16 protein-coding genes are annotated in these 17128 nt (G+C 43.8%); 5 read left to right on the top strand and 11 right to left on the bottom strand.

Translation table 11 applies throughout. The features are described 5' to 3' along the window. Window positions 1-160 precede the first annotated feature (160 nt). Window positions 161-970 (bottom strand): GLPGLI family protein, encoded by an 810-nt coding sequence (locus QEP06_RS07415; RefSeq protein ID WP_285269712.1) that lies wholly within the window; start codon window positions 968-970, stop codon window positions 161-163. A 138-nt stretch (window positions 971-1108) separates the two neighbouring features. Between QEP06_RS07415 and QEP06_RS07410 the strand changes: the two genes are divergently transcribed. The 4 genes from QEP06_RS07410 to sufD all read left to right on the top strand — a co-directional run bounded on the left by QEP06_RS07410 (window position 1109) and on the right by sufD (window position 5124). Next, complete coding sequence (locus QEP06_RS07410; protein ID WP_251832493.1) at window positions 1109-1438, top strand: HesB/IscA family protein; 330 nt, start codon at window positions 1109-1111, stop codon at window positions 1436-1438. 6 nt (window positions 1439-1444) lie between these two features. Beyond that, window positions 1445-2893 (top strand): Fe-S cluster assembly protein SufB, encoded by a 1449-nt coding sequence (gene sufB, locus QEP06_RS07405; protein WP_285269711.1) that lies wholly within the window; start codon window positions 1445-1447, stop codon window positions 2891-2893. A gap of 77 nt (window positions 2894-2970) precedes the next feature. Further along, complete coding sequence (sufC, locus tag QEP06_RS07400; RefSeq protein ID WP_285270075.1) at window positions 2971-3714, top strand: Fe-S cluster assembly ATPase SufC; 744 nt, start codon at window positions 2971-2973, stop codon at window positions 3712-3714. 99 nt (window positions 3715-3813) lie between these two features. Next, a complete protein-coding gene (gene sufD, locus QEP06_RS07395) occupies window positions 3814-5124 on the top strand; it encodes a Fe-S cluster assembly protein SufD (RefSeq protein ID WP_285269710.1) in 1311 nt (436 codons plus the stop codon). A 311-nt stretch (window positions 5125-5435) separates the two neighbouring features. Here sufD and scpA read toward each other — a convergent pair whose 3' ends face one another. The 5 genes from scpA to QEP06_RS07370 form a co-directional block, all read right to left on the bottom strand. Next, complete coding sequence (gene scpA, locus QEP06_RS07390; RefSeq protein WP_285269709.1) at window positions 5436-7553, bottom strand: methylmalonyl-CoA mutase; 2118 nt, start codon at window positions 7551-7553, stop codon at window positions 5436-5438. A 117-nt stretch (window positions 7554-7670) separates the two neighbouring features. Next, window positions 7671-7937: a hypothetical protein gene (locus QEP06_RS07385; protein ID WP_251832497.1), complete on the bottom strand. Its 267-nt coding sequence runs from the start codon at window positions 7935-7937 to the stop codon at window positions 7671-7673. A gap of 128 nt (window positions 7938-8065) precedes the next feature. Then, window positions 8066-8305, bottom strand: coding sequence for a hypothetical protein (locus QEP06_RS07380; RefSeq protein WP_251832498.1), 240 nt, complete (start codon window positions 8303-8305; stop codon window positions 8066-8068). A 67-nt stretch (window positions 8306-8372) separates the two neighbouring features. Further along, the gene (gene prfA / locus QEP06_RS07375) at window positions 8373-9458 is read right to left on the bottom strand and encodes a peptide chain release factor 1 (RefSeq protein WP_251832499.1); all 1086 of its coding nucleotides are present in this window, start codon (window positions 9456-9458) and stop codon (window positions 8373-8375) included. Between the two features lie 329 nt (window positions 9459-9787). Next, window positions 9788-10075 (bottom strand): hypothetical protein, encoded by a 288-nt coding sequence (locus QEP06_RS07370; protein ID WP_285269708.1) that lies wholly within the window; start codon window positions 10073-10075, stop codon window positions 9788-9790. Window positions 10076-10251: 176 nt separating this feature from the next. Between QEP06_RS07370 and fumC the strand changes: the two genes are divergently transcribed. After that, window positions 10252-11634: a class II fumarate hydratase gene (fumC, locus tag QEP06_RS07365; protein WP_285269707.1), complete on the top strand. Its 1383-nt coding sequence runs from the start codon at window positions 10252-10254 to the stop codon at window positions 11632-11634. A 73-nt stretch (window positions 11635-11707) separates the two neighbouring features. Here the strand turns inward: fumC and QEP06_RS07360 are convergent, their stop codons facing one another. The 5 genes from QEP06_RS07360 to QEP06_RS07340 form a co-directional block, all read right to left on the bottom strand. Next, window positions 11708-13357 (bottom strand): DNA repair protein RecN, encoded by a 1650-nt coding sequence (locus tag QEP06_RS07360; protein ID WP_285269706.1) that lies wholly within the window; start codon window positions 13355-13357, stop codon window positions 11708-11710. Window positions 13358-13450: 93 nt separating this feature from the next. Beyond that, window positions 13451-14356: a type IX secretion system protein PorD gene (porD, locus tag QEP06_RS07355; protein ID WP_285269705.1), complete on the bottom strand. Its 906-nt coding sequence runs from the start codon at window positions 14354-14356 to the stop codon at window positions 13451-13453. A 9-nt stretch (window positions 14357-14365) separates the two neighbouring features. Then, on the bottom strand, window positions 14366-15583 hold the full coding sequence (gene coaBC, locus QEP06_RS07350; RefSeq protein WP_285269704.1) for a bifunctional phosphopantothenoylcysteine decarboxylase/phosphopantothenate--cysteine ligase CoaBC: 1218 nt from the start codon (window positions 15581-15583) through the stop codon (window positions 14366-14368). A 121-nt stretch (window positions 15584-15704) separates the two neighbouring features. Then, complete coding sequence (locus QEP06_RS07345; protein WP_251832505.1) at window positions 15705-16031, bottom strand: DNA-directed RNA polymerase subunit omega; 327 nt, start codon at window positions 16029-16031, stop codon at window positions 15705-15707. A 42-nt stretch (window positions 16032-16073) separates the two neighbouring features. Then, a complete protein-coding gene (locus QEP06_RS07340; protein WP_251832506.1) occupies window positions 16074-17048 on the bottom strand; it encodes an outer membrane protein assembly factor BamD in 975 nt (324 codons plus the stop codon). Window positions 17049-17128 lie beyond the last annotated feature (80 nt).

Genomic DNA, 17128 nt, shown 5'->3' with positions numbered 1-17128 from the left:
TTGCTCAGTTTCCTGCGCGAAAAGTGTTTGAGAAGGCAAAACAAAAATTCCCAACCCAAGTACAATTAAAAATATTTTAAGTGACTTTGACACGTGGGAGCAAAATTAGCAATTTTAAATCAATAACAGATTTTTAAAATGTTGATTGGTATCACATCAACTACTTTAGCTCAATTGGATTGTTGTTTTTTTGAATTTCATCCTTAAGTCTGCTCTCGACTTGCCGACGTTGGTTGGGATCCTGATTCCCCGCTCCGCCACGACCCGGCGCTCTACCCGCCTGCATAGCAGCTACAGGATCTTTCCGGTAGTTCTCGAGCTGCTTCTCATAACCCTCGCGGCTGATTTTCAGTACATTTCCTTGCGAACTTACATTCTGAATTTCGTCAACCTTGCGCGTTTCTTTAAGGTCAAAAGAATAATCGCCCTTTGAATCTTCCACTTTCACGATAAGTCCCGGAAGTCCCGAAAACTTGTACGGTCCGTCCTGAAACGGAATTTCGTTCGCAAACCATGCGTACCAGGTTCTGCCTGCAAACTGTGTTTCAGCTTTTTGTGTTTTGTATGCACCGATGGTGGCAGTTTCAGGCAAAATCGTCCACTCCAACGGCCGGTCTTCGGTGTAAGAATACTGGTTTCGCGCAATTCGGCCGATAAATGTCTTCGTTCCGTTTGCAAAATCTTTTTCTACAACATAATCCATATTTGAGCGGAGATTTTCCATCTGTGAACGGTCAAATCCGGAGCCGCGGGTTTGGCGGGCACGTGCAAAAACCGAATCGCGCTGGATTCTCTTTTCGGCAAAGAAAACCGATTTCGCAGGGGAAACATCCAAAATTGCGGTCTCCGTTTTTATGTCACCACGCTGCGTGGAATCAAGCTTCATTGAAACCTGATAAATAAAGCGCGCGGCCTGTGCCGAAAGACTTTGTACCGAGAAGAAAAGTGCGAGCAGTAGGAATTTTTTCATAGTTTTTTGATTTAAATTTTCCAGGTTAGTTAAATCAAGCTCATCCTATCGCTGCAATAGATAAATCTGTAGACCCTAATTTGTTATTCATTATATATTGCGTAATTTTGCAATCTAAAATAAGTCTAAATAAAAACAATGATTAAGGTAAGCGACCAGGCAAAGCAAAAAGCGATTCAGTTGATGACTGAAGATGGATTCCGGCCTTTTGAAGACTATATAAGAGTGGGCGTGAAAAGTGGCGGCTGCTCGGGATTGGAATATGTGTTAAAGTTCGACAGTGAGCGGTCAGATTCCGATCAGGTCTTTGAAGATAACGGGATCAAGATCATCATTGAAAAAAAGTCGATTCTATATTTAGCCGGAACTGTTTTGGAATATTCCGGCGGCCTCAACGGTAAAGGTTTCATATTCAACAACCCGAATGCAAACAGAACCTGCGGTTGTGGTGAATCTTTCAGTTTATAAAATATTATGTCAAAATATACAGAAGACGACCTGAGAGTCGATCTTGAAAACCAGAAATACGAATACGGTTGGGAAACCGACATTGAATACGAGGACTTCCCTGTCGGGCTGAATGAAGATGTAGTGCGGATGATTTCGGCTAAAAAAAATGAGCCGGAATGGATGACCGAATGGAGACTTGAAGCTTTCAGGATATGGCAAAAAATGGATGAGCCTACGTGGGCAAACGTTCGTTATGAATCACCGGATTTTCAGGCCATCCGATATTACGCAGCACCGAAGAAAAAACCTGAATTGGCGAGTCTTGATGAAGTAGATCCGGAACTTTTGAAAACATTTGAGAAGCTGGGGATCAACATCGAAGAACAGAAGAGACTTGCGGGCGTAGCGGTGGACATCGTAATCGACTCAGTTTCGGTAAAGACAACGTTTCAGGAAACACTAAAGGAAAAAGGAATTATTTTCTGCGCAATCTCGGAAGCCATCCAGGAACATCCGGATCTTGTGAGAAAATACCTCGGGAAAGTGGTTCCACGCGGCGATAATTTCTATGCAGCGCTAAATTCGGCGGTGTTTTCAGACGGCAGCTTCTGCTACATTCCGAAAGGTGTGAAATGTCCGATGGAACTTTCCACTTATTTCCGAATCAACCAATCAGGTTCAGGCCAGTTCGAAAGAACATTACTAATCGCTGACGAGGGAAGCTATGTATCTTATCTCGAAGGCTGCACGGCGCCGGCACGTGATGAAAACCAGCTCCATGCCGCTGTGGTAGAGCTAATCGCGATGGATGATGCTGAAATAAAATATTCCACAGTACAAAACTGGTTCCCCGGTGATTCCGAAGGAAACGGTGGCGTTTTCAACTTTGTTACCAAGCGTGGCATCTGTGAAAAAAGAGCTAAAATTTCGTGGACCCAGGTTGAAACCGGTTCTGCAGTAACGTGGAAGTATCCGAGCTGCATCCTGAAAGGTGACAACTCGATCGGTGAATTCTATTCGATTGCGGTGACAAACAACCATCAGTTCGCTGATACGGGCACGAAAATGATCCACATCGGCAAAAACACCAGATCAACGATCATTTCCAAAGGTATTTCCGCCGGAAAATCAAATAACTCTTACCGCGGTCTAGTGAAAGTAATGCCGTCTGCGAAAGGCGCGCGGAACTTTTCACAATGTGATTCGCTTCTGATGGGCAACGAATGTGGCGCGCACACTTTCCCTTACATCGAAATCAAGGACCCAAGCGCACAACTGGAGCACGAAGCAACAACCTCGAAAATCGGGGAAGATCAAATCTTTTACTGCAACCAGCGTGGCATCAATACTGAAAAAGCAATTGCACTAATCGTTAATGGTTTCGGCAAGGAAGTACTGAATAAATTACCGATGGAATTTGCCATTGAAGCCCAAAAACTGTTGGAAATATCACTTGAAGGCAGTGTGGGCTAAGGATTTACAGATTATTTAAAAACTAAAAAGCAAACGGTGCAGTTTTAAATTAAGCTGCTGCGTTGATGAAAATTATTATGTTAGCAATCAACAACTTACATGCGCAAATTGAAGACGGCGTAGAAATTTTAAAAGGGATTAACCTCCAGATAAATCCGGGCGAAGTTCACGCCATCATGGGACCGAACGGCGCAGGGAAGTCAACACTTTCATCTGTAATCGCCGGAAAGGAAGATTACGAAGTTACAGAAGGAGAAATCCTGTTCCGTGGCGAGAATATCGTGGAAGACGCGCCGGAAGACCGCGCACACAAAGGGATTTTCATGTCTTTTCAGTATCCGGTAGAGATTCCGGGTGTTTCTGTAACGAATTTCATAAAGGCAGCCCTGAACGAAACACGCAAAGCAAACGGACTCGAAGATATGCCGGCAAAGGAAATGCTAGCGCTGATCCGTGAAAACTCTGAAAAATTAGGCATCAAGCGTGATTTTCTTTCGAGATCACTTAATGAGGGCTTCTCCGGCGGTGAGAAAAAAAGAAATGAAATCTTCCAGATGATGATGCTGAATCCTAAATTGGCTATCCTGGATGAAACCGATTCCGGTCTCGATATCGATGCGCTGAGAATCGTTGCTGATGGTGTAAACTCATTCCGCAATGAAAACAATGCGGTATTACTCATCACGCATTACCAAAGGCTTCTAGATTATATCCAGCCCGATTTCGTGCACGTTTTGGCAGGCGGAAAAATCATCAAGACAGGCGACAAAACCCTTGCCTTGGAGCTCGAAGAAAGAGGTTATGACTGGCTTTTGAACTAGACCGAAGTCATTAACCACATTTCTAAACGTTAACAGATAAAATTCGGATTTGCACCAGGCTGAATTCATCGGATTCAAACCTCAAATCTCCAGTTAAAAATGGCTTTATTAGAAAATATTCAAAATAATCACGCAGCTTTCCTTGAAACTCTGAAACATAGGTTTCTAGATAAAGAGAGGACTTCCGCTCTGCAGAGATTCTTTCAGCACGGTTTTCCGACCAGAAAAGATGAGGAATACAAATACACCAACCTCCGCGAAATCACCGAGAAAAACTACAATTTCTTCCCCAGCGAAGCGTATAATTTCCCGAAAGAAAAATTAGACGATCTGCTTTTAGGCGAAGAAAATTTTGACCGTGTGGTCTTCGTCAACGGGATTTTAAATAAGGAACTTTCGAAAATCAGCATCGAAAATGTAGAGTTTCTGTCGTTCAACTATGCGCTGAATGATCCGCTGCACAAAGAAGTGTTTGAAAAATATTTTGATAAGATTGCGGCCAAAAATCTCGCGTTCACCAACCTGAACAGCGCATACTGCAAACAAGGCTTTTTCCTTAAAGTCCCAAAAAATGTGGTGATTGAGAAACCCATTCATGTTTTCTATATTTCACATAATCAGCACGATAACACGTTTTACAATACGCGGAACCTGCTCATTGCAGAAGCAGGTTCAAAAGTGGAAATCATTGAGAGTCATCACAATTTTGACGACCACTTCGTTCTTACAAACACTGTAACTGAAATTTTTACCTACCAAAACGCGAAAGCAGATTGGCACAAACTGCAGAACGACAGCGACAATTCTTACATGATCGATCATACGTTCGCGAAGCAGGAGCGAGACAGCCAAACCACTGTAAACACGTTTACATTCGGCGGAAAACTCGTACGTAACAACCTCGATTTCATTCATAATGGCGAGAATATCAATTCATTCATGAACGGAATCACGATCATCGGTGGCGAGCAGCTGGCCGATCATCACACCGCCGTGCATCATAACACACCGCACTGCGAGTCTTACCAGAACTACAAGGGAATCTATAAAGACAAATCCCGCGGCGTGTTCAACGGAAAGGTTTTCGTGGACAAAATTGCCCAAAAAACTAATGCTTACCAGCAAAACAACAACATTTTGCTCGATGAAGGTGCCTCTATTGACACCAAACCGCAACTTGAGATTTTTGCAGATGACGTAAAATGTTCGCACGGCTGTACCGTCGGGCAACTGAATGAAGATGCGTTGTTTTATCTGCGTGCGCGCGGTATTTCGAAGAAAGAAGCGCAGGCACTTCTGCTGTTCGCATTTGCGAGCGATGCCATTCAGAACATTGACATTGAGCCTCTCAAAGTAAAAATATCGAATTTATTGGCTGAAAAACTTGGCGTAGAAAGTGAGTTCGAATAATACGCTAAACAATTACAGAACAGAAGACGGGCACTGCAGCCCGTTTTTTTTTATTGAATTCTGCGTCAGCGTGATTAAGCCCTGTTTTAGGGTCTAATACCATCACACCGCTGGCTTAAACAGCGCTTCTGAATGCTAAGTTAACGTTGCTGCTGTTTAAAATTGCGCAGATGTTTATTTAGACAGCAGCATTAGGGTTTAAGACATTACATTTAAAGCCTAAGACTTAAAATGGGGGCCTTAGACCTCAAAGGTACTGCCTTAGGCCTCATGTTTCCACTAAAATAAATTATTAAAGGGGAGTTTCTGTCTTAATTTAAATATTCTTCCAAGATCTCGCATGCCGATTTAGGCAAATTGGTTCCCGGCCCGAAGATATGATCGGCACCGTTCTGATAAAGAAATTCATAATCCTGCTGGGGGATTACGCCGCCCACCACAATTTTTATATCATCAGCGCCTAACTTCTTAAGTTCCTCCACTACCTGCGGAACCAAAGTTTTATGTCCGGCTGCTAAAGACGAGACGCCCAGTATATGAATGTCGTTTTCCACCGCCTGTTTCGCCACTTCCTCTGGCGTTTGGAACAAAGGTGCCACATCCACATCAAATCCCATATCAGCAAAAGCCGTCGCCACTACTTTAGCCCCGCGGTCATGACCGTCCTGGCCCATTTTCACCACCATAATGCGTGGTCTCCTTCCTTCCTGATCTTCAAATTTCTGTGTAAGCTCCAGTGCTCTGCTGAAATATTCATTTTTACTTGCATTCATCGCATAAACACCTTGTATTGTTCTTATGTTCGCTTTATAGCGTCCGAAACTTTCTTCCATCGCATCGCTCATTTCGCCCAAAGTGACACGTCTGCGCGCGGCTTCTATACAGATTTCGAGCAGATTTCCGTCGCTGTTCGCTGCGGCAGATTTCAACTTATCGAGGATTTCTGCAACATCGTCGCTGTTTCGGTTTGATTTTATTTCGCTGAGTCTTTCAACCTGCTTTCTGCGCACCTCGGAATTATCAATATCCAGGATATCGAGATCCATTTGTTTCTGTGAAGATTTAAAAGCATTCACGCCGATGATGAATTCTTCACCACTGTCGATTTTCGCCTGCTTCCTGGCGGCAGCTTCTTCAATACGCATCTTGGGGATTCCTGCTTCGATGGCCTTTGTCATTCCCCCTTCTTCTTCTACTTCACTGATGAATTTCATCGCCTCCTCAATCATTTTCTGCGTAAGACTTTCTACCAAATGACTGCCGCCAAAAGGATCCACGACATCGCAAATTCCACTTTCGTGCTGCAGGATAAGCTGCGTATTTCTCGCGATCTTAGCTGAATAATCCGTAGGTAGCGCGATCGCTTCATCCAGTGCGTTAGTATGCAGCGACTGTGTGCCGCCCAAGGCCGAAGACAGTGCTTCGATTGCGGTGCGTGTGATATTGTTGAAGGGTTCCTGCTCCGTAAGGCTCCAGCCGGAAGTTTGAGAATGCGTCCTGAGCGCCACTGATTTTGGATTTTTCGGATTAAACTGCTGCAGAAGATCAGCCCAAATGACGCGCGCAGCACGCATTTTCGCAATTTCCATAAAGTGATTCATCCCGATCGCCCAAAAGAATGAAAGTCGCGGAGCAAAATCATCAATGTTCATTCCGGCTTTAATTCCGGTGCGAACATATTCGAGCCCGTCTGCGAGTGTATAAGCTATTTCCAGGACCGGCGTTGCACCAGCTTCCTGCATATGATAACCTGATATAGATATCGAATTAAATTTCGGGATGTTCGTGGATGTATATTCGAAAATATCAGCAATGATCTTCATTGAAGGTGTGGGCGGATAAATGTAGGTGTTACGCACCATGAATTCCTTAAGAATATCATTCTGGATAGTTCCTGAAAGTTTTTCCTGAGAAACCCCCTGCTCTTCCGCGGCAACAATATAGAATGCGAGAATGGGCAGCACAGCACCGTTCATCGTCATAGAAACCGAAATCTGATCCAGCGGAATCTCATCAAACAGAATTTTCATATCCTCTACTGAATCTATAGCCACACCGGCCTTTCCCACGTCACCTACCACGCGGGGATGATCAGAATCGTAACCGCGGTGGGTCGCCAGATCAAAAGCCACGGAAAGTCCTTTCTGACCGGCCGCCAAATTTCTTCTGTAAAAAGCATTGGACTCTTCAGCTGTTGAAAAACCTGCATACTGCCGGATTGTCCAGGGTTTTTGAACGTACATCGTCGCATAAGGTCCGCGCAGATACGGTGCGATGCCAGCAGAATACTGTTTCTCTGTGAATTGCCGTGAATCCTCAGCGGTGTACAGAGACTTCATCTCCAGGCCGTCCTTCTCAAAAAAGTAAGGTTCCCTGGCGGTGCTTTTAGGTGAGAAGTCTGGTTCTGTATTTTTGATTTTACGGCGCATTTTTGAAGGATTTATTTGAAGCGTAAAGTTACGAATTTTGGTATGTTCGCGTAGGCCGGATATTGGCATAAAAAAAGTCTTTCCGAAGAAAGACTTTAAAAATATCCTGAAAACAGGTTATTTTGTGATGTTTCCGTCGCCATCAGTTGCGTCGTTAGCCGCATCTTTCACTTCGTTAGCACCGTCTTTGATAGCTGCACCTGTAGAATCCAAAGCGTTATCTACTGCGCTTGAGTCAGACATTACCGGAAGTGAATCTGCATCCACTACTACTACTGCATCAGCAGAATCAGCGTTAACGTCAGTTGCTGTAGTGTCAGTTTTTTTACAAGAGATTAGCGTTACTGCTGCGAAAGCCGCCGCCATGAAGATTGATTTTTTCATAAGATAAAATTTTAATGACTGCAAATATAAACAATTTGGCGAATTACCAATATTTATATCGAAATCATTATACGGCACAAAAAAATGGGCTAACGCCCATATTTTTGCTTATTACGATAATACGGAGATTATCTCGCAGAATCTGCATCAGTAGTGGTACCAGTGCCCGTTCCTGTAGCATCTGGCATCACAGTAGTGTTGATAGAATCTGCATTTGGTGCAGCCATCGTATCCGGGCTTACCATCATCGAGTCAGTAGTACCAGTCATCGAAGAATCTGTGCTCATGTTTTCTGTGTTTTCAGATTTCTTGCATGAAGAAAGTGCAAAAGCAACAACAGCGATGCCGACAAATAAGGTTTTTTTCATAATAATTGTTTTTTAAGTTGTAATGTGCTGACTAAATTACATATTTTATTTAAATAACGATTATTTATTAATAATTATCTTCTTCGCCTTTCATTTTTTCTGCATTCTCAGCCATGATCACGGCATCGATCATTTCCTGGAGGTCGCCATTCATGTACGCATCAAGATTATAAATGGATTTATTAATCCGGTGATCGGTCACACGGCCCTGCGGATAGTTATAAGTCTTGATCTTTGCCGAACGGTCACCGGTAGAAACCATAGTTTTCCGCTGAGCAGCAATATCGCCCTGCACTTTCTGAAGTTCTATATCGTAAAGTTTCGTCCGCAACATCTCCATCGCCAGTTCGCGGTTCGCAAGCTGAGAACGAGCCTGCTGGCAGACAACTACCAATCCGGAAGGTTTGTGCGTAAGCTGAACCTTCGTCTCCACTTTGTTTACGTTTTGTCCACCCGCGCCGCCGGAACGCGAAGTCTGCATCTCAATGTCCGCGGGATTCAGTTCGAAATCCACTTCTTCGGCTTCCGGAAGTACAGCCACGGTGATCGCAGAAGTATGAACACGACCCTGAGATTCGGTTTCAGGCACACGCTGCACGCGGTGAACACCCGATTCGAACTTCATAATGCCGTACACTCCCTCACCTTCCACTTTCATGATAAGTTCCTTGTATCCTTTGGAGGCTTCATTCGCATCGGTGATTTCGTGTCGCCAGCCCTTTGTCTTGAAGAACATGGCGTACGCACGGTACACATCCTCTACAAAAATGGCTGCCTCATCCCCACCAGTTCCCGCGCGAAGTTCAACGATAACGTTCTTATCATCTGCGGGATCTTTTGGAATAAGCAATACTTTCAGCTGCTCCTCGATGCCCGGAATTTTGTCCAACGCCTCATTCTTTTCCATCTTGGCCATTTCCATGAACTCGCGGTCTGAGCCATCAGCGATGATTTCATCTGATTCCTGAATGGTCTGTAATGCCTGCGTATACTGATCAAATACTGTAACAATCTTACCGAGGTCACTGTATTCTTTATTGAGTGCGGAGTATTTTTTCTGATCAGAAATTACGTCGGGCTGGATAATGAGGTCAGCAACTTCGTTATAGCGCTGTTTTATGGCTTCAAGCTTTGGAATGAGCGATTTGGACATTTTAAAAAAAATTTGTGCGCAAAGATAGTGAATTGTGGAAAGAGCAAAGTAAGAAGTTGCAGACCGAAATACCGCAAGCACGAACTAAACGTTTCGGGAGGGAATCTCCCCAGTCTTATAGCCCGGATTGCAATGGCAGCCCACGCGGCGCGCCAGCACCGCGTGGCTAAAATGGAAAGCCGGAAGGGTGTCCGCAAACTGCAAAACCCATGTTGCTCCTTAAAATCAGGCAAAAAAAATCAGGTTCCGTAAACGAAACCTGACCGATATATGATATGTTGCTCAGTGATCGCTTTTCCCGGGAGTAAAGTGGGAAGCGATGACATCAACTAGTGATGACCGTGACTATCGTGGCTGTGCAAAAACGGGCCGCGACCTTTCGGATTGCTGTAAACAAGTTCTACACCTTCCTGCTCTGTAAGGATCTTGCGGCGTACATCCTCAGGATCAAACGGTTTTGTTTTGCCGAAATATTCCATAAGACCGGACGTCAACCAAATAGGGATTACGTATCCGAAGAACATAAATATACACCAGAATCCTACGAGGAACATGATGAGGAAATAAACCGTCCAAAGGAACTGATAAAACGGGAAGAATGAGGATAAGATCAACATTGCAAATGATTTTAGGCAAAAGTAGGACAAATTTTGTTTCGGGCAAAGAATTTTCACGGAATATTCGGCAGGAGCGGTAAACTCCCGAGACTTTTCCACCATGAAATCTAAGTGAAACAGAACCGTGATTTTAGTGAATAATCGTAACTTTGAATCGTACTATTAAATACCAAAAAATGAACTACAGAACAGAACATGACACGATGGGCGAGGTACAGGTTCCTGCCGAAAAATTCTGGGCCGCACAGACGGAGCGTTCCCGCAATAATTTCAAGATTGGTCCGGAAGGATCAATGCCGCAGGAAATCATCGAGGCTTTTGCTTACCTGAAAAAAGCCGCGGCTTATACCAATGCAGAATTGGGCGTTTTGCCGACGGAAAAACGTGATATGATCGCAAAGGTTTGTGACGAGATACTTGCCGGTGAACTGAATGACCAGTTTCCGCTCGTGATCTGGCAAACCGGTTCGGGCACACAGAGCAACATGAATGTGAATGAAGTGATCTCGAACAAAGCGCACGTAAATAACGGTGGGAAACTGGGCGAAAAATCGATCATCCATCCAAACGATGACGTAAACAAGTCTCAAAGTTCAAATGATACCTTCCCAACCGCCATGCATATTGCCGCCTACAAAAAAGTGGTGGAACATACGCTGCCGGCTGTGGAAAAACTGCGCGATACGCTGCAGCAGAAAACAGAGGCGTTTAAAGATATCGTAAAAATTGGCCGCACACACTTGATGGATGCTACGCCGCTTACCCTTGGCCAGGAGTTTTCGGGCTATGTCGCACAGCTTGATTATGCAATGAAAGCCATTACCAACACTTTAGACCATCTTCAGGAAATTGCGCTCGGTGGAACTGCTGTTGGAACCGGCCTGAACACCCCGAAAGGTTATGATGTACTGGTAGCAAAATATATATCTGAATTTACGGGTCTTCCCTTTGAAACGGCACCCAATAAATTTGAAGCGCTGGCCGCACACGATGCCATTGTAGAAAGTCACGGTGCTTTGAAGCAGTTAGCTGTAGCGCTCTATAAAATTGCACAGGACATCCGAATGTTAGCATCCGGACCGCGCAGCGGAATTGGAGAAATACACATTCCGGAGAATGAACCGGGCTCCTCTATCATGCCTGGAAAGGTGAATCCAACACAGAATGAAGCCATTACAATGGTTTGCGCACAGGTTTTGGGTAATGATACCACCATTTCATTCTCAGGAACGCAGGGGAACTATGAACTGAACGTTTTCAAGCCGGTGATGGCGTACAACTTCCTCCAATCTGCGCAGCTTTTGGGCGATGCGTGCATTTCGTTTAACGATCACTGTGCAGTAGGTATTGAAGCCAACAAGCCACGGATTAAGGAGCTTGTAGATAAATCTTTAATGCTTGTTACTGCGCTGAACACACACATCGGGTATGAGAATGCTGCCAAAATAGCAAAGACAGCCCACAAAAACGGCACGACGCTGAAAGAAGAAGCTGTAAACCTAGGACTCGTAACTGCTGAGCAGTTTGATGAATGGGTGAGAGCGGAGGATATGGTCTAGTATCTAATTTAAAATACAAAAGCGCAATCTTAATTTTGGATTGCGCTTTTCTTTATTTTTTAATGGTTTAAATTTACTTCATCAACTCCCTCGCCTGAGAAATTGCCGCCTCGGTAATCTTTGCGCCCGAAAGCAACTGCGCGATTTCATTGAGTTTTTCCGAAGAATCGAGCGGGATAATAGTTGACTGCGTTTTTCCAGCGATATCGCGTTTTACAACTTTATAATTATTATCGCCTTTTGCGGCCACCTGCGCGAGGTGTGTGATGACGATGAGTTGTCGGTTGTCCGACATTTCCCTCATCACATTGCCCATTTCTTCAGCCACTTTTCCGGAAACACCGGTGTCGATTTCGTCTAGGATCAATGTGGGAAGTTCGGTATTTTCAGCCATCAGTTTTTTTATTGAAAGCATTACGCGTGACCGTTCACCACCCGAAATCGCTGATTGTATAGGTTTTAAGGCAAAACCGGAATTGGCCTGAAACAAAAGTTTGATCTCTTCCTTACCAAAATTATTAAAATCTTCCGCCGGCTGAAGACCAACCTCAAGTTTTGCTTTTTCAAGACCCAGCTGTTTCAGCAATGTCTCAACTTTGGAAACGAAAATCGGTGCCGATTTTATTCGGTTTGCCGCCAATTCTGCAGCTAATTTTTCAAGTTGAGCCTGTGCAGTTTCCTTTTTTTTCTGAAGGTCTGCAATTGTATTTTCGAGTTGGGAAAAATTGTGCTGTTCACTCTCAAGCTCGTCACGAATTGCGCGAAGTTCTTCAACGGTATTTACCGAATGTTTCACCAGAAGTGAGTTGACGGAATTCAAGGTTGTAGTAAGCTCAAAAAGAAGTTCCGGACTCGTATCCATTTTTTCGGCTTCGTCCTGCAATTCGAACACGATGTCTTTAAAATCAAGAAAATTTTCCTGAAAACGCTGGTTAAGCAGCGTAAACTCGTGTGAAAGCTCCGCTACTTTCGATAATTTGGCTTTCACATCATTAAGCGAATCTAAAATTCCTACTTCCTCAGCATCCATCTTCGCGAAAATCTGAGACAGGTTCTCGGTGATTGTTTCGGCATTTTCCTGCTTTTTCACTTTACTCTGCAGCTCTTCCAGATCAATCTGGTCGAGATTTGCATCATTTAATTCGTTTAGCAGAAAAGTCTTATAATCATTTTCCTTATTTCCGTCTGCAAGCTGCTGTTTTGCAAGGTTCAGATCACGATTCAGTTTTTTGAAATCGGAAAAATGCTTCTGGTATTTCGAAATAAGATTTTTGTTGCCCGAAAGTCCGTCAATAATACTGAACTGATATTCGTCACTAAACAGGTTTGAAGTTTCAAACTGAGAGTGGATATCGATCAGATTTCCGGACAGACCGCGAAGGATATCCAGCGTGACCGGAACGTCATTTACAAACGCCCGCGATTTGCCGTTCGGCAGCACTTCCCTTCTGATAATTGTATGTTCATCAAAGTCAAGGTCGTTTTCTTCAAAGAATACCCTGAAATTCTCACCCACAACAAATTCGGCTTCCACCACACTTTTAGATTCGGAGTTCTGAAGTGATTTCAAATCTGCGCGTTCACCCAAAATCAAACGCAAAGCACCCAAAATAATAGATTTCCCTGCCCCGGTTTCACCCGTAATTACCTGTAAACCTTTGTTTAAAGTAATCTCAAGAGAATCGATGAGCGCGAAATTTTGAATAAAAATTCTGGAAAGCATGTATTGAAAATCGTTTTAGCGAAATGGTTACGTTAAAAGTGAACGCAAATTTAGGGAAATTTAAAAGGAATCGGCCTTTCGGAGCTCCCGCGGCTATTTCCACTTATTCCATTTACTGTCGATTTCACGTGGTGCCAGGATGACAAAAAGCGCTTTCAGGTCGGCCATGTTCACATTGGCGTTGTTCCCGTTACTGAAAATGTCAAAAATTTCCTGCTTTTTAGTATCGATAAAGATGTTTACCGGATAGTTCATCTGGAAACTGTTCTCATAATTCTTAAGCTGCAACAGCGCATCTGCAACGATTTTTTTACCCGAACTCTGATCAGTTTTGCCCATATTATCAAGGCCGGCGCGGTGATACGTGTAGAAAATATTTCGTAGTGTATTTTGTTCCGGTTTCAGAATATTATCGATCAGCGCACCGCGCGTTCGTGTTCCGTCCATCACAGACCAGCCGCCAAAATTCTGATTTTGCGAATTATTGCTGATTTTCTGGGCTTTTTCAAACCACGGCTGCCCGCCCCGAACCTGGAAACTGTCTGCATCATAACCCAGGATTGTGTACACATAGAAACTCACCACATCGATAAGATTTTTGCCTGAAAACTGTCTTTCATTGAAAACCAGATTCTCATTTTCAGTATAATCAAAACCAAAATTGGTATCGTTGATGTTCAGCAAAGGTGTTTCATACGTGGTATTGAACACCGGCCGAACAGCCTGTACCACGATACTTCCTTTGAAACTGCTGCTTCCGCTGCGCTCTGTAATCACCACCGCAAAATTGCATTTGATTTTCTCGAAATTCTGAAGTTTCTTGCCCGTCCAACTTGTATTGTTGATGAAATCGCGAAGGTTTTTTTCTAATGTCTTATAAACCTGTGTGTTGCTGCCTCCAAGTTGCTGCGCGTTCACCTGCACATTGGCCAGAAGTTCCTGCGCTGTTGAAAGCTGAAATACGAAAAGGGCGATGAATATGGTAAATAATTTCTTCATAAGTAAAGTCTAAAACGTAATATTAGCCTGATTATTTGAAAGACGCGTTTCGATGGCATCCAGAATATCTTTAGCCACTTCGTTTTTAGTTTTTATCGGAAAATCTGTTTCGTCTGTCTTGGTAATAATCTTTATCCGGTTGGTATCGCCTCCGAAGCCTGCGCCTTCGTCACGCAGGGAATTCAGCACGATCATGTCTAGATTTTTCTTCGTGAGTTTCTGTCTTGCATTGGCCTCCTCATTCTGAGTTTCAAGCGCAAAGCCGACGATGAACTGATGGCTTTTCTGTTCACCCAAAGTCTTCAAAATATCCGGATTTTTTACGAGCTCAATGGTCAACGAATCATCATTTTTCTTGATTTTCTCACTAGCAACATCCTTTGGAGCGTAATCAGCCACAGCTGCGCTGGCGATAAAGATATTTGCTTCGTCAAAATACTTGGAGGTAACCTCCAACATTTCGCGTGCGGAAGTAATTCTTTCGATCTTAATGTTTTCGTGCACAGGATGCAAGTTTGTAGGACCTGAAACCAAGATCACGTTTGCGCCCCGTTCTGCCGATGCCTCAGCAAGAGCGAAGCCCATTTTTCCGGAAGAATGGTTCCCGATGAAGCGCACTGGATCAATCGCTTCATAGGTTGGTCCAGCCGTAATCAATACTGTTTTACCTGCTAAACTGCTTGATTCTGTGAAAAAACTTTCGATATGACGGAAGATGGTCTGCGGTTCTGCCATGCGGCCCTGCCCGTGAAGACCACTCGCAAGTTCGCCGGTTTCTGCGGGGATGATGATATGCCCAAAATCTTCAGCGAGTTCCAGATTCTGCCGCGTTGAGGGATGCTGATACATATCCAGATCCATCGCCGGAGCTATGAAAACAGGACATTTTGCCGACATATACGTAGCCAGCACCAGGTTATCACAAAGTCCGTGGACCATCTTGCCTAAAGTGTTTGCCGTGCACGGCGCCATTAAAACCACATCTGCCCACAACGCAAATTCAACATGATTGTTCCACGTGCCATTTTCTGAATAAAAATGCGAATAAACCGGATTTTTTGAAAGCGTGGAAAGCGTAAGTTTCGAAACAAAATTTTCGGCCGAAGGCGTCATCAGCACCTGTACTTCTGCACCCTGTTTTACAAAATCCCGGATCAGGATGTTGATTTTATAAGCAGCAATTCCGCCGGAAACGCAGATGAGAATTTTTTTTCCCTTGATGGCCATATTTTGTTTTATTCGCTGAACGAATTTAGTTAAATTTAAGAAACCTTACGCCAGAGTTGGCCTAAAAAAAACCACAGATAGCGCATTGATCTGTGGTTTGTCTTTTACCGGAAAAAAACTTCTAGCTGTTTTTCTCGTCTGTGTGGCGGAAGTAGATTTCCTCATCCAGCCACTCACGAATCGCGATTGAAGTAGGTTTCGGAAGTTTTTCGTAGTGTTTTGAAATCTCAATCTGCTCGCGGTTTTCGAAAACCTCCTCCAGCGTTGAATTGTGCACTGCAAATTCATCCAGTTTATTGTGAAGTTCAGAGCGGATCTCAGCATTTACCTGCTCGGCTCTTTTGCCCATGATCACTATGGCTTCATAGATTGAACCCACATTTTCTTCGATTTTATCTCTATCGTACGTGATGGTACTCAGTTCGGCTTTAGAATCTTTAGCGCTCATTTTCAGTTGATTGATGTTAATTAAAGTTTGCAAATATACGGCTTATTTCCCAATATTGAAAGTGGCCGCGGGCGGCGGCGTTGCCTGAGCAGCACTGTCACGTGCAATTTGCCCTGCTTTTTTCTCAGCCTGCTGCTGGTCGCGCTCTGCGTTAAGCCTTGCTTCCTCAGCTTTTTGGCGATCCTGCAATTCTTTTTTGCGCTCTTCTACTTTCTTTTCAAGTTCGAGGAATGCTTCTTTTTCTTTTGCAAGTTTTTCACGAAGTTCCACGGCGGTCTTTGCATTTTCGCTACCGGCGTATTCTCTTTCCACCTGTTTTGTATAAGCAAGCGCGTTCTCTATCCTGTCCTTTTTCAGATCATAAACAGAATTTACGGCCAACTCATATTTAGACCTTAAGATAAAATCATGGATCTTCGGTGCGAGTTTGGTACTTGGAAAATCAAAAAGCACATTTTCAAATGCTACATTTGCAGCTTTATAGTCTGCCATTTTGTAGTATTGACGGGCGTTTTCGTACGCTTTGAACTCCAGTTTATAGGTAAGTTCATCGATAAGCGTATTGATGTTTTTTGATTTTTCCGAATTTGGATAGTTATTCAAAAAGTTCTGAAGTTCATTGATCGCGAGTTCAGTACTTGTCTGATCAAGGTTGTAATCCATCGAACCTTCGTAAAAACAAAGGGCAGACATGTAAGCCGCGTCTTCAGCACGTGGATCCTGTGGAAACGTTACCGAAAAGTTTTTGAACTGATGCCCTGCAAGTTTGTAGTTTTTGTCGTAGTAATTGGCGTAAGCCGAGTTGTAAACCACGTTTGGCGCGTCATCTGTACCCGCCACAAGGTTTGAAAGCCTTTCGTACAGCGCCAGAGCGTTGGTCCACTTTTTATTCTCGAAATTTTCGTTTGCTACTTTTAAGATATAGTCTTTGTCGGCACTTTTCATGGCCAGATCCTGCTGGCGGTTGCAGGCCGTGATCGCAATAAAAGCAACCAGAACTATCAGATATTTTCTCATAAATGAATCATGGCAGAAAGATAATTAAGGTTTCTGCACTTCAGTCTGCAAAAATAGATTTTTTTTGCTAATAGATTTTT

The sequence above is a fragment of the Kaistella rhinocerotis genome, assembly GCF_030243905.1.
GTDB lineage: Bacteria > Bacteroidota > Bacteroidia > Flavobacteriales > Weeksellaceae > Kaistella > Kaistella rhinocerotis.
The sequence above is the reverse complement of the archived record's forward strand: the minus strand, read 5'-3'. Positions and strand labels throughout refer to the sequence as shown.